Here is a 24,751-nt window from a genome sequence, read left to right as displayed (position 1 = left end):
TTTGAAAATGACCTAACTCTTTTCTTTTGCTCCTCATGGACGAACTAAAATCTCAAGCCAAACTCGTATTGGCACTCTTTGGCGCAGCAACCTTGGCTAATTTGTTTTCTAAATATGCCAAACTCTTCTGGCTCGAACAAGTGAGCAAGCCTTTGCTTATGCCCTTGCTTATGATTTTCTTTTTTGTACAAATCGACAACAAAAAGAATCCTACTTTTCGCCTAACGCTGGCTGCCCTTTTTTGTGCTTGGGTAGGCGATGCCGCACTTTTATACGATAAGACTAATTCGCTTTTCTTTCTGGCGGGCTTGTCGGCTTTTTTGGTGGCGCATCTGATTTATATTTTTATTTTTCGCAGTTCGGTGGTTAGTCCGTCAGGGCGCACTTGGAGTCAGATAGGATTAGACGCTTTCCCTTTTGTGGCGAGCGGCGCAATTTTATACGGCTACTTATACACATGGCTAAGTTTTGAAATGAAAATCGCCGTTTTTGTGTATGCTGCCGTTATTGTCTTGATGGTCTATATGGCGTTGCAACGCACAGGGCAGGTTTCTTCGCAAAGTGCCAAATGGGTCTATTATGGGGCATTTTTCTTTATTATCTCCGATGGCTGTTTGGCTTTGGATACTTTCGTTTATGGCATCAATATTCCCTATGCAGGTGTAGTTGTGATGCTTACCTATTTGATAGCGCAGTTTTCTATCGTAAGAGGGCTGATATTGGAAATAGAAGAAAGAAGTTAGACGCTTTTTTTCTGATTTGATAAAGAAAGTCCTTTGCCGTTTTGTTCGTTATGATGCTATTTGAGCGGATTCTCATTTGCCAGAAAGTCTAAATTTTGTTTTTTCATGGAAATGTTTTTTTCTTCGGAAAACCGTTCCGCGCCTATTGGCGTTTTCGATAGCGGCATTGGTGGCATGACGGTTGCTAAGGCGATATCGGAATTATTGCCCCAAGAGCGGCTCATTTATTTTGGCGATACTGCCCATCTGCCTTATGGCGAAAAATCAACAGCCGCATTGCAGGCTTATGTGATTAAATCCATAGATTTTTTGCTCTCACATGGCTGCAAGGTGATTGTCATTGCTTGTAATTCGGCTTCGGCGGCGGCGGCGGAATTGGCGCGTGCCTACACAGGCTCACGTGCAAAGGTCATCGATGTCATTACGCCTATGGTCGAGTGGGTGGCAAAGGCTTTTCCCAATCGCGAGGTAGGACTTATTGGCACAAGGCAGACAGTTCATTCGCAGGTCTATCAAAGGCAAATTGCGCAAAAGCAGGCAGGCATCGCGCTTCATGCCTTAGCAACGCCCCTTTTGGCAAGCCTAATAGAGGAAGGTTTTTTCAATGACCAAGTAAGTAAGGAAGTTGTGAAAAGCTACCTTTCCGACCCTATCTTAGCACCTATCCAAGCCCTGATTTTAGCCTGCACCCACTATCCGCTTATCAAAAATGACATCGCCGCTTTTTTTGAAAAACAAGGGCGGGAGGTAGTCTTGATAGATGGCTCTATGATTGTGGCAGAAAGTTTGAAAGCCTATCTGACCGAAGAAGCACTTTTGAGCAGTGAGAAAACGGAAGCAGACGCTTTCTATGTGTCTGATTTTACACAATCTTTTCAGGCTACTACCCAAATTTTCTTTGGAAAAGAGGTCAAATTGGCTTTGTTCCGCCTATGGGAGTGAGTAAAAAATATTGCGTAACCTGTGCGCCCCCCTGCAAACGGGGCAGCCATTCGCTTTGGCTTACGTTTTTTTGGGCTTCTTTAAAAAGAAAACCATCGAGGCTTAGTTCTAAAAAGGCTTCTTGGTCTTGGTTGTAAAAAAGGCGCACTTTAAGATAGTGAAAAGGGTCTTGTGGCTGCTGCAAAACGCGCTCTAAGGTAGGAAGCAAGACTTTAAAAAAGGCAAAATCGGACAAAGGTGTGCTTTTGGGTGCAATCTTTTCACCGTCGGCATTTTGAGAAGAATCGTATTGGGCAGGCAAAGCCCAAACCTCCCAATGCGTCCATTTTTGAGAAGACATAGGCACAAGGTCGCCCCCATTTAATAGCTCCCAAAAGGCAAAAAGGGTGCTAAACCAGCGGCTCAAAATTTCTTCTATCGCCTCGGTGAGCGAAGGGGCAGTGGCGGAAAATCTATCGCTTAGGCTGTATTTTTCTACGCCCCAAGTCAGGATAATTTCAAGTGCGATATGAATATCAGCCTCTTGGTGCAAAAAATAAGGCAGGCGGATTTCTACCTCGAAGGCTTGTTGGCTAAATTGAAACGCCTCCACAAAGGCATTTTCTCTAAGCGTGCAAATATAGTCGCGCGTTTCGAGATTTTCTTTTAGCATTTTTAGCGTGTAGGCACGAAGGGCAGTCTGCTCTTCGGCTTCTTTTTCGAAATAGCGTTCATGTGGCTTTTTCTGAATCTGACGAAAAAGATTGAGCAAGTAGTGTATCATAGAAAGAAGGAGTCAGGATAAAGAAGGTAGCAAGATTTTACCCAAAAATAAAGATACGAAAAAATAGGCTTTCGCCCTGCCTGCCTGACAAGATTGCAGTTTTACAATCGCCTTTTTAGCCGTAGAAGTCAAAGATTGACAAAAAGGCAGGTTTAAACCTTTCCTCACGATTTGGCAATCTCTTTGCCCACTCGCTCCTACCAAAAAGGGTAGTGATGTTAAATTCTAAAAATCAAGTGCAAATGTAGGAACAAGGCATTGCCTTGTCCGCAGTGAGATTGAAATAAAAAAGGGCTTTCAGACCTAAAAAAGGTTTGTCCCAAATTTTATTTCGTTTCTAATTTGACAAAACAAGGTTTTTCGCAGAGCTTAACATTACTACCCAAAGGGGTAGCACAAGCAGGCTTGTCAAAATTACTTTTTTTTCGGTAACATAGCACGCCTATTTTGCGTTTTGACAAAAAAAAGCTATCTTGTAAGCAGCTATCCAAACCACCTCTAAACCTTTTAATTTTTATTACCTCCAAACTCGCCGCCCCAACACCTGCGGCTTTAAAACGGACTTCTATGGAAGCAAAATTTTCGAATAGAGTGAAAGAAGTAATTTCACTAAGCCGTGAAGAAGCTTTGCGGCTCGGACACGACTATATAGGCGCAGAACATCTACTCTTGGCGATGATTCGTGAAGGCGAGGGCTTGGCAGTTATGGTCTTAAAGAAAATGGGCATTTCGCTCGAAGACTTGAAAGCCGAAGTAGAACGTGCCACCGCTGGCACTGCCAACTTCAACATTCGCAACCTGACCAATCTCCCCCTAACACGCCAAACAGAGCGCGTTCTGAAAATCACATACATCGAGGCGCGTTACTTCAAAGCGCAGCTTATCGGTACTGAACACCTTTTGCTCTCTATTTTGCGCGACCCTGAAAATATCGCGACCCAAATCTTGGAAAAGGCGGGAGTGAGTTATGACAAGGTCAAAGACCTGCTCGAATATCACCACACTACCGAAGAGCAACTTCCACAAGCCAGCCGCGACGCTGACGACGACGAAGACGAAAATAGCCGCATCTTTGGCGGCGGCGCAGGCAGAAGCGAACCTGCAAAATCGTCGGAAAAATCGCGCACCCCTGTTTTAGACAACTTCGGACGCGACCTAACCAAACTTGCCGAAGACGACAAACTCGACCCTATTATCGGCAGAGAAAAGGAAATCGAGCGCGTGGCACAGATTCTTTCGCGCCGCAAAAAGAACAATCCTATTCTTATCGGCGAACCGGGAGTCGGCAAGACTGCCATTGCCGAAGGTTTGGCTTTGCGTATTGTACAGAAAAAAGTGTCGCGTGTCCTTTTTGGAAAGCGCGTCGTTACCCTCGATTTGGCTTCCTTAGTGGCAGGCACAAAGTATAGAGGGCAATTTGAAGAGCGCATGAAGGCAGTGATGAACGAATTAGAAAAAAATTCGGATATTATTCTCTTTATAGATGAACTCCACACTATCGTAGGTGCAGGAGGCGCGTCAGGTTCGCTTGATGCTTCCAATATGTTCAAACCTGCCTTAGCACGTGGCGAAATCCAATGCATCGGTGCGACTACCTTAGATGAGTACCGCCAATACATAGAAAAAGATGGGGCTTTGGCAAGACGTTTCCAAATGGTAATGGTAGAGCCTACCTCGCCCGAAGAAACCGTACAAATCCTGCACAACATCAAGGATAAGTACGAAGGGCATCACCACGTTACCTATGACGAAGAAGCCATTAAAGCCTGCGTTGCCCTTTCTGAACGTTATATCACCGACCGCTTCCTGCCCGATAAAGCCATTGACGTTTTAGACGAAGCAGGCGCAAGGGTGCATATCAATAACATTCATGTCCCCGAAGAGATTGTAGATTTGGAAGCACAAATCGAGGACGTGAAAAAGGAGAAAAATCAGGTCGTCAAGAGTCAGAAATACGAAGAAGCCGCACAGCTTCGCGACAAGGAAAAAAGGCTCATCGAAAAATTGGAACGTGCCAAACACAAGTGGGAACACGACACCCGCAAGATGACCTATCCCGTAACCGAAGACGACATCAGTTCGGTCATTGCTATGATGACAGGCATACCCGTTAAGCGTATTGCACAAAGCGAGGGGCAAAAACTTCTCAATATGGGCGAACTGCTCAAAGGGAAGGTTATCGGACAAGACAACGCCGTTTTGAAGTTGGTCAAAGCCATTCAAAGGACGCGCGTAGGGCTGAAAGACCCCAAAAAGCCTATCGGTTCGTTTATGTTCTTAGGTCCCACAGGGGTAGGCAAAACCGAGCTTGCCAAAGTTTTAGCTACTTACCTTTTCGATAGGGAAGATGCCCTTGTGCGCATTGACATGTCCGAATACATGGAAAAATTTTCCGTTTCGCGCTTAGTAGGTGCGCCTCCGGGATACGTAGGCTATGAAGAGGGCGGACAGCTTACCGAAAAAATCCGTCGCAAGCCCTATTCTGTCGTGCTTTTAGATGAGATTGAGAAGGCGCACCCTGATGTCTTCAATATCTTGTTGCAAGTTTTAGATGACGGTATCCTTACAGACGGTTTGGGTAGGCGCGTAGATTTTCGCAACACCATCATCATCATGACCTCCAATATCGGCGTGCGTCAGCTCAAAGATTTTGGAACAGGTATCGGCTTTGGCTCTACTGCCAATACCGAACAGCTCGATGATGCCATGAAAGATACCATTCAGAAGGCACTCAAAAAAGCCTTTTCGCCCGAATTTCTCAATCGCTTAGATGATGTCATTGTCTTCAATTCTTTGGAAAGAACGCATTTGCACAAAATCATCGACATTTCCTTAGATAAACTCTTTGGCAGAATCAAATCGCTTGGCTATGAGGTCAAACTTACCGATTCGGCGAAGGACTTTTTAGCAGAAAAAGGATATGACCCGCAATATGGCGCACGTCCGCTCAATAGAGCCATTCAAAAGTACCTCGAAGACCCTGTGGCAGAGGAACTTTTAAAGGGTGAGATTGCCGAAGGCGATACCATCTATGCCGACCATGAGGCAGGCACAGAGGAACTCAAAGTTCGGATTCAGAAAAAATCCGAAGAAAAAGAAGCCTAATTGTGTAAAGTTTCAAACAAACAAAACCCTAAGTGTCCGCAAGACGCTTAGGGTTTTTTCTTAGGTTATCTATTTTATGAAACGCCGCTTTTTATAGGTATGATTTGATAATTTCCTCTGCCTTATTGAGGTAAGATTTTCCAAAAAGATTGGCATGCACCAAAAGCGGGTACAGTTGGTAGAGGGCTTTGCGCTCCTCGAAGCCTGCCAAAAGTGGATAAGTAGCCTGATATGCCTGATAAAATGATTTTTCAAAGCCGCCAAAAAGATAAGTAAAGGCAAGTTCTATTTCTCTATTTCCGTAATAAACGGCAGGGTCTATCAAGGCAGGTTCGCCTTCCTTATTTGAAACGACATTGCCGCTCCAAAGGTCGCCATGGAGCAGAGCCGACTTTTCCTGTGGCAGCAGTTGGGGCAATTTTTCGTATAATTTTTCGGCTTTTTCTACCCATTTCCTATCAATCATGCCCTTGTAAAATGCCAATCCAATTTGAGGGCGCAATCTTTTTTCTATAAAAAAATCTATCCAGTTGTCATAAAAATCATTTTTTTGTACCAAAGAGCCGATAAAGTTATCGAAGTGCAAGCCATATTTGGGGTGTGTCTGTTGGTGCAAAAGGGCAACTTGTTCGCCTAAGATTTTAGAAAAACTATCTTTTCGGAATGTATTATTTAGATTTTCTAAGAGCAAATACGATTTTTGGTCTATTTTACCATACGCCAAAACCTGCGGAATGAGAATTGTATCGGCATCGGCTAAAAGTTCTAATCCTTGCGCTTCGGCTTGGAAAAAGGTTTCGTCTTGGCTATCGTTCCATTTGAGAAAAAAGTTGCCTTCTTTGGTTTCAAGCAGCACTGCATTATTGATGCAGCCCCCTCCTAAGGGTTGAAATTTGAGAATCGGGACGTTCTTTCCAAAAGCAGAGAAGAGAATTGCCTCGAAAAAAGCCTCGTAATCGTCGGCGGGGAACGCCATAAAATCTTGGTTGTGAAGGAAGTATGCCATAGGAAAAACGTTTGTAATAAAGAGGGGAAGGGTGCTTAGTCGGGAAAATGGGTCTGTTGCAGGTGGTTGAAAAAGCCTTGTGTGGCACGTGTCAGAATTTGGAAAACGGCTTCGAAGCCTTCTTCGCCGCCGTAGTAAGGGTCGGGAACTGCACTTTCGGCAGGCTCACCGAAGGGGCGCAGGAGTGCGATTTGGGCTTTTATAGGGGCTTGGTGTTGCTTTTGGGCGGCTTGTGCTTGGTGCAAGACCATCTTATGTACGGCATTATCTGCCGTAAGGATATAATCAAAATCATAAAAATCTGCAAAACTAATCTGACGCGCTCGGCTGGGCAGATGTACTTGATGAGCCGCAGCGTTGCGCAACGTGCGGGCATCGGCGGGCTGCCCGATATGATAGGCACTTGTGCCTGCCGAATCCACGCCTACTTGTTGGCTATAGCCTTTTTCTGCAAGCAATTTGAGGAGCAGCCCTTCGGCTAAGGGCGAGCGGCAGATGTTGCCCAAACAAACAAAGAGAACGCGAATCATAGACATTTTGGGGAAAGAAGGCTTTTCAGAAATAGCGAAAGGCTTGGGTGCAGTCAATCACCGACATAGCGTATAATTCGCTTCTTTTTTTCAAGTTTTCGTCCGCAAAGCTACACAAAAAAACAAGATTTCGCAAGACCTTACATAAAATTACGCTTAAAATTTGTGCTACTTTCATCTTTTTGTCGCAAAATTAAAAAACTTTTAAACCACGCTTCACCTTTAATTCTAAATTTTTGGGCGGCATAGCTTTTCATGGCTTATTTTGAGCGCAATAAAACGCCGAACTACAAATCTTTCAATCTGGCGAGCCAAAGGGGGCGGTTTTTTAGGTATCTTAAAAAAAGACAAAAAACTTACACAAGAGCTTTTTGTATAAAAAATGAGCAAGCAGGGTAAACAAAATGAGAGGTAGGTAGGCGAAATTCACAATCTTCAACCTCTATCTCTATTTAAAAAAAATAATGCTAAGGTGAAAAAAGTTGCAATTTGTGTGAGTTTTCTGTATATTTGGGGGATTGTGTTACTAAACATAAAATTAGTAAAGGCAACCTTGTTTTGGTATAAGTATAATTTTTTAACTTTAAAAATGGCACTATGTTAATGATTGGTATTTCTACTGAACAAAATACAACCAACTTGATTCCAGCTATTCAATGCGGAGTAAGTGAGTTTTTAATCATAGAAACTTCTTATGCTAATAGCCAAAAATGGGCAGATGGTTTTAAGGAAGTGCTTGAAAAGCGACAAATCCACTGCGATAAAATTATCCTTAACTCAAATGAAGATAGTGACATCATTGCTATAAGTGAAAAAATTAAAACTAAAATTAAAGACAAAGAAAGTTGTATTTGGAATGTTGGAGGTGGACAAAAGCCGCAACAATTTGCCATTTGGCAGGTGTTTCAAGAAAGAAAAAATAAAGATAAAATTTGTTATGCAAATCCTGCGACGAAAAATTTAGAATGGTGGGAATACAAAGAGGAAAAACTAAAAAATAGGCTTGAATCTATTGATGTAATTCTTACGGCAGCAGAAATCTTGAAAACATTTGGTTATGTTATTAAAGAAAATGCTAAAACCGAACTGATTTATAAAAAAGGACAAGCTACTATAATATTAAAAAAAGAGATTAAAGATTTATTAAAATATGATGAATTTAGAGAGTTTTTATTTAGATTGCCTGCACAAAATTTTGAGCAAATAGATGAAGATTTGAAATATAATATAAACGAAATTAAAAATATATTGCAAAATAAGTCAGAAAATATTATATCTTATATTAAGTCAAAAATTCTATATTTTCCAGATAAAAATAATGTAGATAGTTTTTCAAGATATTTAAAAAATAGTATTTTTCTTAAAAAAGAAAAAGATAAAATTATAAAAGGAGAATTTTTTAATATTATTAGAGGTGAAATAGCTCCTGTTTCTGTTCCAATCGATAATAAAGAGTTAAAAAATAAATTAAATATAAATAAACTTAATGTATCAAAAGATACACTAAAAAATATTTCAAATTTTGATAGAACAGCGTTCTATTTTGAGCAAATTATAGTTCAAAGAATTAAACAATTATTAGATACTACTGAACACAAAGTTATCGAGGCTTACGCCAATTTAGAAATTGCTAAACAAACGAATCAAGGTGAGCAAGCCGCCGAATATGATGTTTTTTGTGTTACGAATAGAGGAACTTTGTTTGCTTTTGATGCCAAAACATTTGATTTTGAGAAAAAAGATTCTGATGCACGTTTACATAATCTTTCACAAGCAGGCGGTAGGTATGTGAATTTCTATCCAGTCATTCCTTATGATTTGAAAGACGTAAATAAAGACTTCTTTCCGAAGAAACTTAAAGAACTTCCCGAAAAACTTACTAAAAGGGGGATTAAATTTTATGTAGTTGCCGACAATGAAAATGATAATTTCAAAATAGTTCAAAACAATAATATAATTGAAAGAAGTGAAGGAAATCAGGCTATTGAATGTAAAATCTTAAATGAAAATGCTTTAAAATCTTAAAGCCCATGCGCCTACATTACCCCCACAAAAAAAACGAAACTGAAATATACAATCAAATTCCTGAAACTGAATTTGTAAAGCAGAATGATGAAATAAGTCCAAACAAATTGATTTTTGGTGAAAACTTGCTGGTGCTTAAAAATTTGGTAGAAAAGCAAAATTTTGTAGGTAAAATTGACCTTATTTATATCGACCCGCCCTTTGCTACCAACAACACCTTTACCTTTTCCGACGAAAGAACAAGCACGATAAGCAACGAAAAAAAGGGCAAGGTTGCTTATTCAGATAAATTGCAAGGGGGAGCGTTTTTAGAGTTTTTGCGTGAAAGATTGGTTTTGCTCAAAATGCTTTTATCAGAACAAGGTTCAATTTATTTACATATTGATTACAAAATTGGGCATTATGTCAAGATTTTGATGGACGAAATTTTTGGCATGGAAAATTTTAGAAACGACATTACACGCATAAAATGCAATCCTAAAAATTTTGCAAGAAAAGGTTATGGAAATATTAAGGATATGATTTTATTTTATTCAAAAGGTGAAAATCCAATTTGGAATGAACCTAAAATGCCCTACACCGAAGAAGATAAAATTAAACTTTTTCCTAAAATAGATAAAAACGGCAGAAGATACACCACAATCCCTTTGCATGCCCCAGGCGAAACGCAAAACGGCAATACTTCGCAGCCCTTTAAGGGCATATTGCCCCCAAAAGGCAGGCATTGGCGAACAGAGGTAGCCACCTTAGAACTTTGGGACAAAGAAGGGCTAATTGAGTGGTCGGATAAGGGCAATCCGCGCAAAAAAATTTATTTAGACGAGCAAGAAGGAAAACGGGTGCAAGATATTTGGGAAATGAAAGACCCACCATACCCTCAATATCCCACAGAAAAAAATGCAGAGGTGTTGGATTTAATTATCAAAACTTCTTCAAATTCAGGCAGTTATGTGTTAGACTGTTTTTGTGGTTCGGGAACAACTTTGAAGTCCGCACAGCTTTTAGGCAGACATTGGATAGGCATAGACCAATCCGAGCAAGCCATCAAGATAAGCAGCGAAAAAGTAGAAAGCCTTGCAGGAGATATATTTGCACCTAAGCCAACTTACGAAAAAATACGCTGTAAAAAAGAAAAAACGACGCAATGGGGGCATTAAAAACAAGTTAGGCAGGCTTTTTTCTTGAATAGTTATACTTTTTCTTGGCTTTTGTGCGTATGAAAAAAAAGGTGCGCCAAATTTGCTTTGTCCAAAGGCGTTTTGGTTGCGGTATCTGTTATTATTCCTGAAAATATTTAAAAAATATCTCACATGCGAAAAAGAAAAATAATCGTATTCGTATTTCATTTTTTTTGTCTTAGTGTCGGATTAGGCTTTTGGCAGGGCGTATCGGCGCAGCAGCCCCTACAAATGTGGTGGCAAAATTTGGACTCTATTTGGCAAAATGTCTTTATACGCACGCAAAAATGGGAGGGACAACCGTCGGCACAACAGTTACAGGCTTTGGCTTTGCTGAACGAACTCGATATTTCGGGTACGAAAGATGCCTACAATGATTCTATTTTAGATTTAGAACCATTAAGAATTTTGTCTAAATTAGAAGTTTTAAATTGTTCTTATACGCCTATTAGCAACCTTGCGCCTCTTGCAGATATGCCTGCTTTGCGTATTCTAAGGGCTGAAAAAACGCTGGTTTCCGACCTAAGCCCCCTGACTGCCTGCCCCAATCTGACCGAAATTTGGGTACAAAAATGTATCGGTATTAAAAATTTGCCACAAAATTTGAAAAAAATTAGCAAATTAGAAAAGCTATCTATTTCAGGCACAGGCATCACCGACTTAAAGCCTTTGGCGGAGAGCAAAAATCTCAAACGCCTTTATATCGCCTACACGCTGATTTCCGACCTAAGTCCGCTTTCAAATCTGACCCAATTAGAGCGAATTAGTTTTATCATGACTCCTATTTCTGATATAAAACCGCTTGTGAATTTAGACAAACTCACTTCTATTTTGGCTTGGCGCACCAACATAGAAGACCTCACTCCGCTGCAAAACCTGACAAATTTAGACGAACTTTATATCGGTTGGACAAAAGTAGAAAGCCTGCTGCCGCTGCAAAATCTCAAAAAATTGCGCCTACTTTCCTGCAATGATACAAAAATTGTAGATATCAGTCCTTTGAAAAATTTGACTAATTTAAAGGAGCTTTATTTGCAAGATACAAAAGTAGAAAATCTTGCGCCACTGCAAAATCTGGTAGCCTTAGAGATTCTTACTTTGGATAGAATTACGGCAGAGCCAAAGTCTGCCTTGTCGGATTTGGTACAACTCAAAACGCTTAGTTTGGGTAGTACCAACGTTCAAAGTTTAGATTTTATACAAAAACTTGTGCTTTTAGAAACGCTTAATATAGAAGCAAATCCGATTACCAGCCTTGCGCCTTTGGCGGATAAGAAAAATTTAAAGGAATTGCGAATCGGACAAACGCAGGTAACGACTTTGAAGCCGCTGCAAAATCTTACCCAAATAGAAAAATTAGAGTGCCAAGATACGCCTCTTACTGATTTGGAAGGGCTTGAAAATAAGCCCAATTTGAGCTACCTCAATGCGCGAAATACGCAGGTGGCGCAGGTAGAGATTTTGGCACAGGCGCGCAATCTTTCCTATTTAGACCTCGCTTATACGCAGATTAAAAATTTAGATGCCTTAAAAGTGCTAAAAAAATTGAACAAAGTTTATATCTTTCGCACGCCGCTACACGACCATATTTCCGAACAGTATGACGTGTCGGGCGAAGGCGAATTTGAGGTAAATGAATAAAAAACTATTTCCAACTTTGCCAATTTTTATGAAAAGTCCTCGTCCTTGCGTATGCTTGCAAAGGCGAGGGTTTTTGTTTTTTTCCATTTTTGCAGCAAGAAAATTTAAAAATTTAGAAACAAAGCAAAAAGGGTTTGGCGAATTTTTAAAATTTTTCTAAGTTAAATTTTGTTAAAATGATTCAAAAAATTGCAAAATAGCGTTTTGTTTTTTATCTTCCCAATGCCTTATGAATCAGAAATCTAAGGCTGTTTAGTCTGACTGTGGTTTTTTCTGCTCTTTTCCACTTGCAAAAAAAAAGATAGCGAAAATCTGACTGAAACATTAAAAATAAAAAAATGGAATTCAAACTAAAAATTTTATAGATAGTCCAAATATCACTATTTCTGACTTTCTGTGTATCTGCCTACCTTTTCCTTTCGTGGAAAGAAACCGTAATAGTTGCTGCTATTAGCTTTTTTATGGGCGTTGTTACAACGATAAAAGCCTTAAATGCACCCCACCCCAAACCCCCAGTAATGTTAAGTTCTGTAAAAAGCCTTGTTTGGTCAAATTAGAAACGAAACAAAATTTGGACAGAACCCTTTTTTAGGTCTGAAAGCCCTTTTTTATTTCAATCTCACTGCGGACAAGGCAATGCCTTGTCCCTACATTTGAATCTAATTTTTAGAATTTAACATCACTGCCCAAACCCCGCCCCCATAGGGCGGGGCTTTTTTATCATAAAGTATCTTTGCTTTGTTATGCAAAATATTGAAAATTAGTTTGATTTTCGAACCCTCCCCTATGGGGGGAGGGCAGGGTGGGGGTTCAGCAGGTTTGCACCAAGCACAAAACCCAGATTTTTAACTTTCTGACCGTTGTAACAACGCCTTTTTTATGGTTATCCCTTCCGCTTTTAGTTTTTTTATATTTGAAAAATATTTTAAGAATAAATGATATTTTTCAAATCCTTATAAGGTTTTTGGCAGTACATCTTGACAAAAAAATAAAGTCCGTCGGATAGGATTATAGCCTACTGACGGACTTTCTGCCTTTTTGAGTTTTTATTTGGGCAGCATATTTTTGAAGGTTTGATAGTTTTTGCTGCTCAATTTGGTGCTGCACTTCATGGCGGCGGCTTTTTGGTTGATGTCGGCTACGCGGTTAGTGGGGCTTGGGTGCGTGCTTAAAAATTCGGGTACGCCTGCGCCCTGCCCTTGTGAGAGGAGTTTTTGGAAAAAACCTGCCGCCCCATTGGATTGGTATTCGGTGGCACAGAGGTAGATGACCGAATAATCGTCTGCTTCCTTTTCGGCTTCGCGTCCGTATTTGAGTCCGATAAGCCCTTGTGCAATTTGTGTCATCATGCCTTGTTTTTCTTTGCCCAAGACGACATCGAGTAGGGTCTGGATACCGTAGGTGCGTGTCATTTGTCGGGTAGAATGGCGGCGGTCGGCGTGTGCAATTTCGTGTCCCATTACGCCTGCAAGCTGGTCTTCGTTGTCTAAAAACTTAATGATGCCTGTATAGACGTAGATGTATCCGCCCGGGGTGCAAAAGGCGTTTAGGGTCTTGTCGTCGTGTATGATTTTGACCTGCCATTGGAAATCGTTTCGGTGCTTTACTTTGCCCGAATTGAGGATTTTATTGGTGATACCGCGCAGGTATTGGTAGGCTTGGGGATAGTCTTTTTCGCTCAAAATTTTGTAGTCGGGGCTGCTTTCTATTTCGGCAGCTACTTTTGCACCGAGTTTTTTATCGTCCTCGACGGTGAAAAGGTTAAACTGATTTTCGCCTGCTGTTGCTACCTTACAAGCGGTTTGCTCGAAGGTAAAAGTAAGGGCGATAAGAAGAAGAAGGAAATAAGCTCTTATTTTTTGCATTAGAATTGAAATTAGTGATAGGTAAATGATAGAAAAACGACGAAATTGCCTTTAAATCGCCTTTGTTGCGCCTCTTTGGGCTTTACAATGCCCTGCACAAGGCAAAGGAAAGATAGGGCTTTTTCTGGTTGGGTAGCTCCTACAATTTCGCAAAGATTGTCCCAAAATGGTGCTGCCGTCTTTTTTTGCATCTTTTTTTATGTTACTTTTGCAAAAAAGCAAGCCTTTATCAAACAAAACTCACCGCTTACGAGTAATAAGCGCGACCCTATTTTCTTTCCATTCTTTCTCTTTCCTCTTTACTTTATATGAACGAAGGATTTTCTCCCGCAGCCATCAAACAATTACGCGAAAAATGCCAACAAGAAGGCAGGCAGTTTGTCCTCAATCCAGACATGGAGCGCACGCCCGAATCGGTAGGGGTCTATTTTGTAGGCGAGTATCAGGGCAATCCCGTTATTTTTGATGCCTGCATTTATACCCTGCGCCTTCAATATGAAATGGATATCTACGAGGCTGCCGAACAGCGCGTTGCCGATGCCTTTCCTGCCTTTAATTTAGAAAAAGATGCCGATAGCAATCCCGAAGCGATGGATTATTTCAACGAAATGCTCGAAACCCTGCAAGAGGAAGGCACTATCCGCGTGAGCGAATTTATCGAGTTAGACGATTCCCTTTCCTATGGCGTAGGCTTAGATGCCTGCCTCAATGTGCGCGAATGTACCGACGAGGTCATTGAGCGTTTCATCAAAAATTTCAACCTTAGCAATTTAAAATTAGACCCCAAGTCTTACGCCTTCGAGCTTACCAACGACTAAATCAATAGTTAAACCAACGGCTCATCTGTTCTTATTCATAGAAAAAGTGGTTTGCAACTGCCCAAAGGCACAAACCAAACGCTGTTTTCTTTCAGCCCTACGAAAAATAGCGATAGCCCCAAACTTGCCAAATTATCCCAAGCGTCTAAGCGCGAATTGGGAAGGCAGCGTTTGGGGTCTTTTTTTGTAATTGAAAAGGTAACTTTTTTCTTACAAATTTCGTCTTTCTACGAAAAACGTATTATCTTTGCAAAACAAAACACTCATCTTCAATCCTTTTCAAAATGAAAACCATCAAAATCTTGGGTACAGGTTGCCCCAAATGTAAACAAACCGAAGCGAACGTAAAAGAAGCGATTTCGCAGTTGGGTATCGAGGCGCATATTATCAAAGTAGAGGATATTCAAGACATTATGGCTTATAATGTACTTTCTACCCCTGTTTTGGTCATAGATGAGCAAATTAAAATCAAAGGCAAAGTCGCCACTGTTGAGGAGGTAAAAAATATTTTAATTTAAAAATAAAACAAAAATTATATTTTAAGATTTGAAAGTTACTATATTTTCAAATCTTAAAATATGAAGTTGAAAATTAAAAAATGAAACCAAAACTCAAATTTCTCGACCGTTACCTTACGCTTTGGATATTTTTAGCAATGCTTATCGGCGTGGGCTTAGGTTATTTTTTCCCCAATACGAAGGAAGTTTTTGATGCCCTTTCGGTAGGGACTACCAATATTCCATTGGCAATCGGGCTAATCCTGATGATGTATCCGCCTTTGGCAAAAGTGGATTATTCGCTCTTGCCAAAAGCCTTTGAGAACAAAAAAGTTATGTCGCTCTCCCTACTTTTGAATTGGATAGTGGGTCCGATATTGATGTTTGTTTTGGCTGTTGTTTTCCTCAAAGATGAGCCAAACTATATGGTTGGACTTATCTTGATAGGTTTGGCACGTTGTATTGCGATGGTGATTGTATGGAATGATTTGGCGGGCGGAAGCCGCGAGTATGCCGCCTTGTTGGTGGCATTGAATAGCATCTTTCAGGTCGTTACGTACAGTTTTTACGCTTGGCTTTTCATCAATATTTTGCCCCAGTCGCTTGGTTTGGGGGATTTTAACATTCGAGTACCGATGGACGAAGTGGCTCAAAGCGTCTTTATTTATTTGGGTATCCCCTTTTTAGGAGGTTTTTTGAGCCGAAAATTTTTGCTAAAATCCAAAGGCATTACTTGGTACAATACCAAGTTTGTTCCCAAAATTTCACCTATTACTTTGTACGCCTTGCTTTTTACGATTGTATTGATGTTCAGCCTCAAAGGTGATAAAATCATAGCATTGCCTTTTGAAGTATTAAAGGTAGCTATTCCGTTGGTAATTTATTTTGTCTTGATGTTTTTTGTGAGCTTTTTTATCAATAAAGCAATGGGGGTAAATTATCAAGAAAATGCTTCGATTTCATTTACGGCTACGGGCAATAATTTTGAATTAGCCATCGCCGTTGCGATTGCCGTTTTTGGCATACATTCCGAACAGGTTTTTGTGGGAGTTATCGGTCCTTTGGTCGAAGTGCCTGTCTTGATTTTATTGGTAAGGGCAAGTTTATTCCTCAAACAAAAATTTTATACAAAATGAACACAAAACTCACAGAACTTTTGAATAGTTTTTCGGAAAACAATATTTCCGAAGAGAGAAAATCGGTTTTAATGCCGCTTTCAAATTACCTAAAAAGTAAGCTGGAAAAAGGCGAAACGATTCGCTTAAATTTTATCTGCACACACAATTCGCGCAGAAGTCATTTGTCGCAGATTTGGGCGCAAACGGTAGCTTTTCATTTTAGGATAAAAAATATTTTTTGCTATTCGGGCGGTACGGAAGCTACGGAGATGTTTCCTAAGATTGCCGAAACATTACAAAATCAGGGTTTTGAAATTTTGCAGCTTTCGGAAGGAAAAAATCCCATATATGCCGTTAAATATGACGAAAATGAAGCCCCGATGATTTGTTTTTCCAAAACCTACGATTATTTTTTTAATCCACAAAGTCAATTTGCAGCGATTATGACGTGCAGCAGTGCCAACGAAGCCTGCCCAATGGTTTTGGGGGCTGAGGCACGCTTTCCTATCGAGTACGACGACCCTAAAGCCTTTGACGGTACGGAACTGCAAACGCAGATGTATGCGGAAAGAAGTTTGCAAATCGCACAAGAAATGTGGTGGGTTTTCAAATCATTAAACGCTTAAATCTATGTTTGATTGGATTCAAAACTTTGCCGATTGGTTGGTGTATCAGGTTTTCGGAATTGCCCAAGATTCGCATTTGGGCAGTTCTTTGAACTTTTTTGTGTATGATACCTTCAAAATTTTGTTGTTGCTTTTTCTCATTACCTTCGTGATGGGCATTGTCAATTCTTATTTTCCGATAGAGCGTATTCGCAATTTTTTGTCAAGAAATAAACTCTACGGATTGGAATATTTTTTGGCATCTACTTTTGGGGCAGTAACGCCGTTTTGCTCGTGTTCGTCTGTGCCTTTGTTTATTGGTTTTGTCAAAGGCGGGATTCCTTTGGGGATTACTTTTGCTTTTTTGATAACTTCACCTTTGGTCAATGAAGTGGCGATTGCGATGTTTATTGGTATGTTTGGTTGGAAAAGTACGCTAATTTATGTTTCAAGCGGGATTTTGTTGGGAAGTATTGGCGGTTTTATTTTAGGCAAACTCAATTTGGAGCATTTACTTTCGGATTGGGTTCAAAATGTGTTGAAAAATGCCCAAACCGAAGACGAAATGGAAACCGAAGAAATGACCTTCAAGCAACGCCTTCCCGAAATTACAAAAGAGGCTTACGGAATTGTCAAAAGTGTTTTTTGGTACGTCATCATAGGCATTGGCATTGGGGCATTGATGCACGGATTTATTCCTACGGGCTTTTTTGAGGAATATATTAGCAAAGAAAACCCATTGGCTGTACCTTTGGCGGTCATTTTGGCAGTGCCGATGTATAGCAATGCGGCGGGAGTTTTACCCATTATTCAAGTTTTGGTACAGAAAGGAATCCCTTTGGGAACGGCGATTGCTTTTATGATGGGCGTGGTGGGGCTTTCTTTGCCCGAAGCGACTTTGCTCAAAAAAGTAATGTCCGTTAAAATGATTGCCATTTTCTTTGGTGTCGTAACGACTTGTATTATCATTTCAGGGTATTTATTTAATTTAATTTTGTAAAATGACACAATCTTTTCACCGTATTTGGGTAGAGGCACGCACACGCTTCTCTAATCAGTTAGTTCATTTGAACGCAACAGATTTGACAAAAAAATTAGAGCCTGCACCTAATTCGGTAGGTTTTCTTATTCGCCATATCGCAGATGTGGAGCTATTGTTTGCCAAAAATGTTTTCAGGCTACCCGACGTAAAAGTGTCGGCTAAAACCGTCATAGAAAAAAGCGACACGGGCGAGTGGACAGACCTACAAAGTCTTTTAGACTATCAACAGTATGCTTTTGAGAAACTGGAAAAGGCTATTTTGAGTCAGAGCCAAGCCGACTGGCAAGCTCAAATCACGACCCAAGAATTTGGCACTAAGACCAAAGCCGAAGCCTTTGCGCGTATTCTTTCGCATACTGCCTATCATGCAGGACAAATGGCTATCATTTTAAAATACGGCGCATCAAAAAGTTAGCACTCATATTATCTTTGCTGGTTAATTGGCTATTTGCGCTCAATGGTGCCGCCGCTCAAACGGTAAAAGTCAATGATACGGATTTTTCAAAAGGGCGACTCAGCAATATCCAAACCAATTCCTAAAAACCGATATTCTCAATAAAGAGGCACTGCCTTGTGAAAAGGATCGAGTGCCGAGATTTGTTTTCTCAAATTTCGTGTTTTTGCGAAATACGAAGTTTGTCTGTTGTTTTTCTTATTTATTTCATATTTTAAATTATTTTTCAAAATGAAAAATCTAATCTTTGTATTGTTTGTTATATTTGCATCTTTGGCGTTTTGCCTGCCTTCTGCGCAGGCACAGTCTCAACGGATTGAGGTGATAGATTTTCACTCTACTCACCGTTGCAAAACTTGTCTCAATATTGAGAGTACGACGCAGGCGGTATTGAATAAACATTTCGCTACCGAGCTAAAAGCGGGTAAAATTGTTTTCAAGACGCTCAATGTAGATGAAAAAGCCAATGAAAAAATCGCAGAAAAATTCGAAGCCACAGGAACTGCCCTTTGGATTTATCGTGCCGATACAAACTTAAAAATTGATTTGACCGATTTTGCTTTTATGAATATTAGCAATTTCGAGAAATTTGAGACGCATTTGGTCAAAGAAATTCGAAGAGCTTTGCGCTAATTTTCAAACGATTTGGTAGCCCTTGTGAGGAGTCTGTAAGATATGGTGGCGTATTTTACAACCTCACAAGGAATTAAATTCAAAATTTAATATAAAAATTAAACTTAACAAAATGGATTTTCTAACTGAAATAGTGCAATCCAGCGAACTGCCGCTGATTGTAGCTTTCGTCTTGGGCTTGCTAACAGCGGTTTCGCCCTGTCCTTTGGCTACTAATATTACCGCCACCGCTTTTATTACACGTAGCTTTCAGGATAAAAAAGCCGTTTTGTGGAGCGGTATTTTTTATACACTGGGGCGTGCTTTTAGTTATACGCTAATAGGAGCGGTTATCTTCTTGGGAGCAAGTAAATTTCAGGTCGCTAAATTTTTTCAGGGCAATGGTGAAAAATACTTAGCTCCCCTGCTGATTTTGATAGGACTTGTGATGTTGGATGTGATAAAACTCAATTTTTTAGGAAAAATAGACTTGACTCATCGCCTTTCCGAAAAATTCCAAAACAAAGGTTTTTGGGGTGCGTTTATGTTGGGAGCATTGTTTGCCTTAGCTTTTTGTCCGTATAGTGGGGCTTTATATTTTGGCATGTTGCTACCCCTGACGGTTTCGAGCGTAAAGGGTTTGTATCTGCCTTTTGTTTTTGCGGTGGGAACGGGCTTGCCAGTCTTGCTTTTTACTTACTTGATGGCGTTTGCAATGGGAAAAGTAAGCAAAATATTTAACCTTATACAACAAACGGAAAGAGTTTTGCGCCAAGTGGCGGGTGCTGTTTTTATCTTAACAGGAGTCTATTACACTTTAATTTTTTTAGAATGGATATAGTTGAAAAAAAGCCTTATACTGAAACTGATGAAAAAATCGCGCTTTATGCCAAAGCGATAGCACACCCCATAAGGGTCTATATTCTGCGCTTTTTGGAAAAACAGTGCGCTTGTTTTGCAGGCGATATTTCGAAGGAGTTGCCTTTGGCAAATTCTACCGTTTCGCAGCACCTCAAAATCTTGAAAGAGGCGGGATTGATACAAGGCGCTATCAACCCGCCTACGATAAGCTATTGCATCAACCGCAAAAATTGGAATCAGGCACAGGAATTGTTCAACGATTTCTTTAAGGTCAAAATGTAAGCCATTGCAAATGTAAGGAGTGTTGTATTTTTGCTACTCATTGGGCGTTTTCTACTTCCCTTTACTATTTCAATTATTTTCTACAAAATGCAAAAAAAACTACTTCTCTTTTCTTCTTGCACCTTCTGGCTGCTACAAGGGCTATTGGTTTGGCAACTTGCAGCGCAAACGAAATCGAGCCAGCAGATTGCTCTCGATAGTGCGGCGGTGCGCTTTTCGCAAACCATTACCGAAGCGGATTTGAAAAAGCACCTCTCTATCTTGGCTTCTGATGCCTACGAAGGGCGCGAAACGGGTACGAAGGGGCAAAAAATGGCGGCAGAATACCTGCGCACGTTTTTTCAGAACGAAAACATAGGTTCGCCCTTAGCAGGTTATGTCCAACCTTTTGAATTGGACAAAAAAAACAAACTGCCCCAAAACACGCTCAAAATCAATAAGAAAACGCTGCAAAATAAAAAAGACTACTTCTTTGTCGGAAATTGGGAACAGATGACTACCCAAAATCAGGAGTTGCTTTTTGTCGGATATGGCATCGAAGATGAAAAATACAACGATTACGCGCAAGTGCAGGCAGAGGGCAAAATCTTGATGATTTTGATGGGTGAGCCTAAAACGAATGACCAGACTTATCTTATTTCGGGTACGAATAAGCCTTCAATTTGGTCTAAAAATGAAGAAAAACTAAAAATTGCACTCAAAAAAAAGGCAAAAGGTATCGTGTGAGTCTATGAAAACGACGCACTTTTTAGCTTCACACTCAAACAGTATGAGCCGTATCTCAATCGCGCTTCCTACGATTTTAAGACAGAAGGCGACCAAGAAAATTTGAAAGACTACAATTTGCCACAAATTTATCTCAATAAGTCCTCTTTTTTTAAAGTGATGAAATGGAACGATAAAAAAATGGCACAAGAGGTAAAGACGGCGATTGCACAAAAAGGCGTTTGGAAAAAAAGTTTCCAGACCGATTTCCTTTTAGATAAAACCGCCAAAGCCGAAACTATCCAAACCGAAAATGTTATCGCCTTTATCGAGGGGACGGACAAAAAAGAAGAGGTCTTGGTCATTTCGGCACATTACGACCATATCGGTATCATCAATGGCGAAATTAACAATGGCGCAGACGATGACGGTTCGGGTACGGTTACGGTCATGGAATTGGCACAGGCTTTTCAGGAGGCGAAAAAAGCAGGTTTTGCACCCCGCCGAAGCATTGCTTTTATGTTTTTTACAGGTGAAGAAAAGGGCTTGTTAGGTTCGGAATACTACTCCAATAATCCTATTTTTGAGCATAAAAACGTAGTGGCGAATCTCAACATCGACATGGTAGGCAGAATAGACAACCGCTATGAAGACAATCCCGACTACATCTATGTTATCGGTTCGGATATGCTTTCCGACGATTTGCACCAATTACAAGAGCAGGTTGCGAAGCTCTACGCCCCTCAAATCAAACTCGATTACACCTACAACGACAAAGACGACCCCAACCAGTTTTATTACCGCTCCGACCATTACAATTTTGCCAAACACGACATACCTGTCATTTTCTACTTCAACGGCACTCACGAAGACTACCATCAACCCACCGACGAGGTAGAAAAAATCCACTTTGGAAAGATGCAAAACATTGGCAGGCTCATTTTCGCAACGGCTTGGCATTTGGTACAAAGTGAAAACCGCCCTACTTTGAAATAAGAATGTGAGAAGCACGTCAAAGGTTGCGCTTAAAAATCCGCAAGTGCGTCGTCTGCACCTGCGGATTTTTTGTTGAACAAAAGTAAGGGTTATTCCTTAGTCCAGATTCAACATTTTTTTGTGTTGTTTTCGAAAGGGAAAAAAACTTGATGTGAAATCTTTTTTGCACTCTAAGATTTTTATTTTGATAACGTGCTGATTTTCAAATATTTAACTTGACAATTCTACGAAAGGAAACTACCTTTGCAGCCGTTATGTTTATCCCCGACTTCTTTACACAAAAATATCATTGATGAAAACCCTTACTTTGCCACTTGATAAAACTGCTACCCCTTCGCCTGTGTCTTCTCCTTTGTTGCAGAAAGAGCTTACACAAAGCGCGTTTATTGAAAAACAGTTAGCTTGTCAGCCCTTAGCGGCTTCTTTTGGGCAAGCCTCAAAATCGGATAGGCGTGCTGCTAAGGCTTCTTTGCCTCATTCACGCCTTCGGCTAAGGGTCTATCATACGGCTGATTATCAAGAGATTGCGCAAAAATATTATCAAGCGCAGCTCGAAGTATTGAAAGAGTTTGGAGTCAATGGCATTAGTTCGATTAAAAATAAGTGGTGGGAAAATCCTACTTCTTATATGTTGGTGATAGAAGACGCGGAAACGGGCGAATTGGGCGCAGGCATGCGCCTTGATGTCGTCGACCCTTCGCACCCCATTCCTTTGGAGGAGGCTCTCAAACAACTAAGCCCTGACATTGTGCCAAGGGTGCATAAATACAACCACATTTTGGGCGAAGCCTGTGGTGCTTGGGTGAAAAAAGAATTTAGTGAGCGTGGGCTGCCCAAACTGTTGATGCGCTCTTTGATAGCCTTTTCCGTCAAGGTGCGTGTGCAGGTGATTGTCGCGCTGGCAAACCAATACACCAAGCGCATGACGGAAGAGTTGGGCTTTACCTCTATTCCAAATTTAGGCTCGAATGCCGCTTTTTGCTACCCTGATACGCGCTACCTTTCCACAGCGGTAGAGATTGAAGATACCCTGCATTTGCCTACCCTGCCCGCTACCGAACGCGAGTTGGTCAATCAGTTGCGCAAGCAGCCACTCCAAACTTTTTACGAAACATATCGCGGCAGTGAGGTCATTTCAATAGAATGTGACCTGCGCCTTTGGTAGTTTTCCCCTATCAAGGTGGCACAATGGTCATAAAAAAGATATAAAACATAACTTTTGAACGATTAAAGAGAGGCTTTTGTCGATTTTTTCTAAAAAATTGGCAAAAGCCTTGTTTTTCTGTTTTTTTTTGGCTTGTTTTGAAAAAATAAGGGATACCCCTTAGAAACGCGCCTATTTTCAGTCTGTTTTTCGTTTTTTGGTTCGGATTTCATTTTTTATCGCCTATGAATCGTTTTTTTGCTTCTACCGAGTGGCTCAAACCGCTTCGGGCAGTGTTAGACCAAAATATTATCCTACCCCACCAAGAGGCGTATGTGGCTACTTTTCCGCACCCGACGCAGATAGTTGCGGTATTACACCCTACTTCGAGCGAGCAACTTTCCGCTGCCCTCAAAATTTTGAATCTGTACAAGCTCCCTTTTTATGTGGTGAGTGGAGGTAAAAATATTGGCTTAGGTTCGGCATTGCCTCCCGTCGAAGATAGCATTTTGATAGATTTATCAAAAATGAACAAAATTTTGCACTTAGACGAGGAAATGGCTTATATCACACTTGAAGCAGGCGTTACCTTCGAGCAAGTAGCGACCTACTTGGAAAAACAAGGCAGCAACCTGATGATGGATAGTATCGGCTCTACGGGAAAAGCCAGCGTCATTGGCAACGCTGCCGAAAGAGGGCATGGCATGGGCATGTATGCTGATAGGTTTCAAAATGTGTGTGGCTTCGAGGTTGTTTTGCCTACGGGTGAAATTATCCAGACGGGTTTTGCCGCCTACGGGCGCGACTGCAAATTAGCTCCCTTAGCCAAATCAGGGGTAGGTGCGAGTTTAGATGGCTTATTTACACAGTCAAATTTGGGTATTATCACAAAATTAAGTTTTTGGCTCAAACCGAAAAACGATTTTTTACAGACTTTCCTTTTCGAAATCGATTCCGACCTGCATTTGGCAACACTCACCGACCTTTGGCGCAACCTGCGCTTGAAAGGTTTGCAGGCTTCTTTGCGCATTTTTAGCGACACAAGGCTGATTGCCATTCATACCCAAATCACCAGTGAGCAGGCATGGACGGAAACACTAAGAAAGGAATTGCGTCAGAAAGTTGGTATCGACTCAAAGTGGGTAGGCTTCGGCGGCATTTATTCCCTTTCAGAGGCACACGCCCAAGCCGACCGCCAAATTCTGACCGAAAAGCTAACTCTCCTAACCAAAAAACTACGCTTTTTTGATGCCCAAAGTCTGCAAAACGCTACGACAGAGGCAGAAAAGCAAGCGGCTCTTTTTTTCTATGAAAATTCCGTACTTCGTGGGCTTGTTTCCGATAAACCCCTTGATATGTGCTATTGGCGCAAAGCCGACCGCGAACAAACACAAGAGGCACGCGCCGACTTGTACCAAGCCATTCACAAGGATAAGTGTGGTGTGATATGGTATTGTCCCATTATTCCACAAAAAGGAACAGACCTGCTCAAATGTATAGATTTGGTAGAAAATATTAGCCAAAAATATCAGTTGGAAATCAATATCGGCTTTTTTTTTATTGCTGAAAGAGCCATAGACATCACAGGTGCAATTTGTTATGACCGCCTGCAAGCGGGCGCAGACCAGCGAGCCTTACGCTGCCAAGACGAAATCTTGCAAAATCTAATCGCACAGGGATACGCCCCTTACCGCTTAGGGGTGCAGTCGATGTCGCTTATCAAACATCTCGACCTCGATACACAGCTTTTTCTACGTCGCCTTAAAAATCAATTAGACCCTTTCGGCTTGTATGCAGAGGGTAGATATATTTTGTAAAA

The 24,751-nt window shown here is 40.9% G+C and carries 24 protein-coding genes; 19 read left to right on the top strand and 5 right to left on the bottom strand.

Translation table 11 applies throughout. The features are described 5' to 3' along the window. Window positions 1-35 precede the first annotated feature (35 nt). A complete protein-coding gene (locus G500_RS0111925; RefSeq protein WP_027002719.1) occupies window positions 36-743 on the top strand; it encodes a lysoplasmalogenase in 708 nt (235 codons plus the stop codon). 105 nt (window positions 744-848) lie between these two features. Beyond that, entirely contained in the window at window positions 849-1,685 is an 837-nt protein-coding gene (murI, locus tag G500_RS0111920) for a glutamate racemase (RefSeq protein WP_245574486.1), read from the top strand. On the opposite strand, the gene G500_RS0111915 is transcribed toward murI, so the two are convergent. Then, window positions 1,654-2,448 carry a DUF6348 family protein gene (locus tag G500_RS0111915; protein WP_027002717.1) on the bottom strand — a complete coding sequence of 265 codons (795 nt, stop codon included), beginning with the start codon at window positions 2,446-2,448 and terminating at the stop codon, window positions 1,654-1,656. The genes murI and G500_RS0111915 overlap by 32 nt on opposite strands. Window positions 2,449-3,015: 567 nt before the next feature. Between G500_RS0111915 and G500_RS0111900 the strand changes: the two genes are divergently transcribed. After that, window positions 3,016-5,553: an ATP-dependent Clp protease ATP-binding subunit gene (locus tag G500_RS0111900; RefSeq protein WP_027002716.1), complete on the top strand. Its 2,538-nt coding sequence runs from the start codon at window positions 3,016-3,018 to the stop codon at window positions 5,551-5,553. A gap of 91 nt (window positions 5,554-5,644) precedes the next feature. On the opposite strand, the gene G500_RS0111895 is transcribed toward G500_RS0111900, so the two are convergent. Both G500_RS0111895 and G500_RS23360 read right to left on the bottom strand, forming a co-directional pair. Continuing rightward, window positions 5,645-6,559, bottom strand: coding sequence for a fructosamine kinase family protein (locus G500_RS0111895; protein WP_245574485.1), 915 nt, complete (start codon window positions 6,557-6,559; stop codon window positions 5,645-5,647). Window positions 6,560-6,594: 35 nt separating this feature from the next. Then, window positions 6,595-7,089 (bottom strand): low molecular weight protein-tyrosine-phosphatase, encoded by a 495-nt coding sequence (locus tag G500_RS23360; RefSeq protein WP_035757289.1) that lies wholly within the window; start codon window positions 7,087-7,089, stop codon window positions 6,595-6,597. 597 nt (window positions 7,090-7,686) lie between these two features. Between G500_RS23360 and G500_RS0111875 the strand changes: the two genes are divergently transcribed. The 3 genes from G500_RS0111875 to G500_RS0111865 all read left to right on the top strand — a co-directional run bounded on the left by G500_RS0111875 (window position 7,687) and on the right by G500_RS0111865 (window position 11,933). Further along, window positions 7,687-9,114 (top strand): PDDEXK family nuclease, encoded by a 1,428-nt coding sequence (locus G500_RS0111875; RefSeq protein ID WP_154657135.1) that lies wholly within the window; start codon window positions 7,687-7,689, stop codon window positions 9,112-9,114. Between the two features lie 5 nt (window positions 9,115-9,119). Beyond that, the gene (locus tag G500_RS23355) at window positions 9,120-10,271 is read left to right on the top strand and encodes a site-specific DNA-methyltransferase (RefSeq protein ID WP_086047894.1); all 1,152 of its coding nucleotides are present in this window, start codon (window positions 9,120-9,122) and stop codon (window positions 10,269-10,271) included. A 153-nt stretch (window positions 10,272-10,424) separates the two neighbouring features. Beyond that, the gene (locus tag G500_RS0111865) at window positions 10,425-11,933 is read left to right on the top strand and encodes a leucine-rich repeat domain-containing protein (RefSeq protein WP_027002713.1); all 1,509 of its coding nucleotides are present in this window, start codon (window positions 10,425-10,427) and stop codon (window positions 11,931-11,933) included. A gap of 1,046 nt (window positions 11,934-12,979) precedes the next feature. On the opposite strand, the gene G500_RS0111845 is transcribed toward G500_RS0111865, so the two are convergent. Both G500_RS0111845 and G500_RS25735 read right to left on the bottom strand, forming a co-directional pair. Continuing rightward, the gene (locus tag G500_RS0111845) at window positions 12,980-13,798 is read right to left on the bottom strand and encodes a M48 family metallopeptidase (protein ID WP_027002712.1); all 819 of its coding nucleotides are present in this window, start codon (window positions 13,796-13,798) and stop codon (window positions 12,980-12,982) included. Between the two features lie 11 nt (window positions 13,799-13,809). Next, entirely contained in the window at window positions 13,810-13,989 is a 180-nt protein-coding gene (locus tag G500_RS25735) for a hypothetical protein (RefSeq protein WP_154657134.1), read from the bottom strand. Between the two features lie 117 nt (window positions 13,990-14,106). On the opposite strand from G500_RS25735, the gene G500_RS0111835 reads away from it, so the two are divergent. The 13 genes from G500_RS0111835 (at window position 14,107) to G500_RS0111755 (ending at window position 24,749) form a co-directional block, all read left to right on the top strand. Continuing rightward, window positions 14,107-14,616 carry a hypothetical protein gene (locus tag G500_RS0111835; RefSeq protein WP_027002710.1) on the top strand — a complete coding sequence of 170 codons (510 nt, stop codon included), beginning with the start codon at window positions 14,107-14,109 and terminating at the stop codon, window positions 14,614-14,616. Between the two features lie 284 nt (window positions 14,617-14,900). Further along, on the top strand, window positions 14,901-15,134 hold the full coding sequence (locus G500_RS0111825; RefSeq protein ID WP_027002708.1) for a thioredoxin family protein: 234 nt from the start codon (window positions 14,901-14,903) through the stop codon (window positions 15,132-15,134). Between the two features lie 80 nt (window positions 15,135-15,214). Then, window positions 15,215-16,249, top strand: coding sequence for an ACR3 family arsenite efflux transporter (gene arsB / locus G500_RS0111820; protein WP_027002707.1), 1,035 nt, complete (start codon window positions 15,215-15,217; stop codon window positions 16,247-16,249). Continuing rightward, window positions 16,246-16,857, top strand: a complete 612-nt coding sequence (locus G500_RS0111815) for an arsenate-mycothiol transferase ArsC (RefSeq protein ID WP_027002706.1) — start codon at window positions 16,246-16,248, stop codon at window positions 16,855-16,857. Before arsB ends, G500_RS0111815 begins: the two co-directional genes overlap by 4 nt. A 4-nt stretch (window positions 16,858-16,861) precedes the next feature. After that, on the top strand, window positions 16,862-17,836 hold the full coding sequence (locus G500_RS0111810) for a permease (protein ID WP_027002705.1): 975 nt from the start codon (window positions 16,862-16,864) through the stop codon (window positions 17,834-17,836). Window position 17,837: 1 nt separating this feature from the next. Next, a complete protein-coding gene (locus tag G500_RS0111805) occupies window positions 17,838-18,293 on the top strand; it encodes a DinB family protein (protein ID WP_027002704.1) in 456 nt (151 codons plus the stop codon). Window positions 18,294-18,563: 270 nt separating this feature from the next. Then, window positions 18,564-18,965, top strand: a complete 402-nt coding sequence (locus tag G500_RS0111795; RefSeq protein ID WP_027002703.1) for a nitrophenyl compound nitroreductase subunit ArsF family protein — start codon at window positions 18,564-18,566, stop codon at window positions 18,963-18,965. A 112-nt stretch (window positions 18,966-19,077) separates the two neighbouring features. Continuing rightward, a complete protein-coding gene (locus G500_RS0111790; protein WP_027002702.1) occupies window positions 19,078-19,785 on the top strand; it encodes an aromatic aminobenezylarsenical efflux permease ArsG family transporter in 708 nt (235 codons plus the stop codon). After that, window positions 19,776-20,087, top strand: a complete 312-nt coding sequence (locus G500_RS26275; RefSeq protein WP_027002701.1) for an ArsR/SmtB family transcription factor — start codon at window positions 19,776-19,778, stop codon at window positions 20,085-20,087. The genes G500_RS0111790 and G500_RS26275 overlap by 10 nt, the downstream gene beginning before the upstream one ends. Window positions 20,088-20,174: 87 nt before the next feature. Further along, window positions 20,175-20,813, top strand: coding sequence for a hypothetical protein (locus G500_RS25095; RefSeq protein ID WP_161626127.1), 639 nt, complete (start codon window positions 20,175-20,177; stop codon window positions 20,811-20,813). 102 nt (window positions 20,814-20,915) lie between these two features. Next, window positions 20,916-21,788 (top strand): M28 family metallopeptidase, encoded by an 873-nt coding sequence (locus G500_RS25090; protein WP_051203503.1) that lies wholly within the window; start codon window positions 20,916-20,918, stop codon window positions 21,786-21,788. A 292-nt stretch (window positions 21,789-22,080) separates the two neighbouring features. Further along, complete coding sequence (locus tag G500_RS0111765; protein ID WP_027002699.1) at window positions 22,081-22,953, top strand: hypothetical protein; 873 nt, start codon at window positions 22,081-22,083, stop codon at window positions 22,951-22,953. Between the two features lie 224 nt (window positions 22,954-23,177). Next, window positions 23,178-24,749: an FAD-binding oxidoreductase gene (locus G500_RS0111755; RefSeq protein WP_086047892.1), complete on the top strand. Its 1,572-nt coding sequence runs from the start codon at window positions 23,178-23,180 to the stop codon at window positions 24,747-24,749. Window positions 24,750-24,751: the final 2 nt, after the last annotated feature.

Origin of the sequence: Hugenholtzia roseola DSM 9546 (assembly GCF_000422585.1) — a bacterium.
Lineage (GTDB): Bacteria > Bacteroidota > Bacteroidia > Cytophagales > Bernardetiaceae > Hugenholtzia > Hugenholtzia roseola.
The sequence above is the reverse complement of the archived record's forward strand: the minus strand, read 5'-3'. Positions and strand labels throughout refer to the sequence as shown.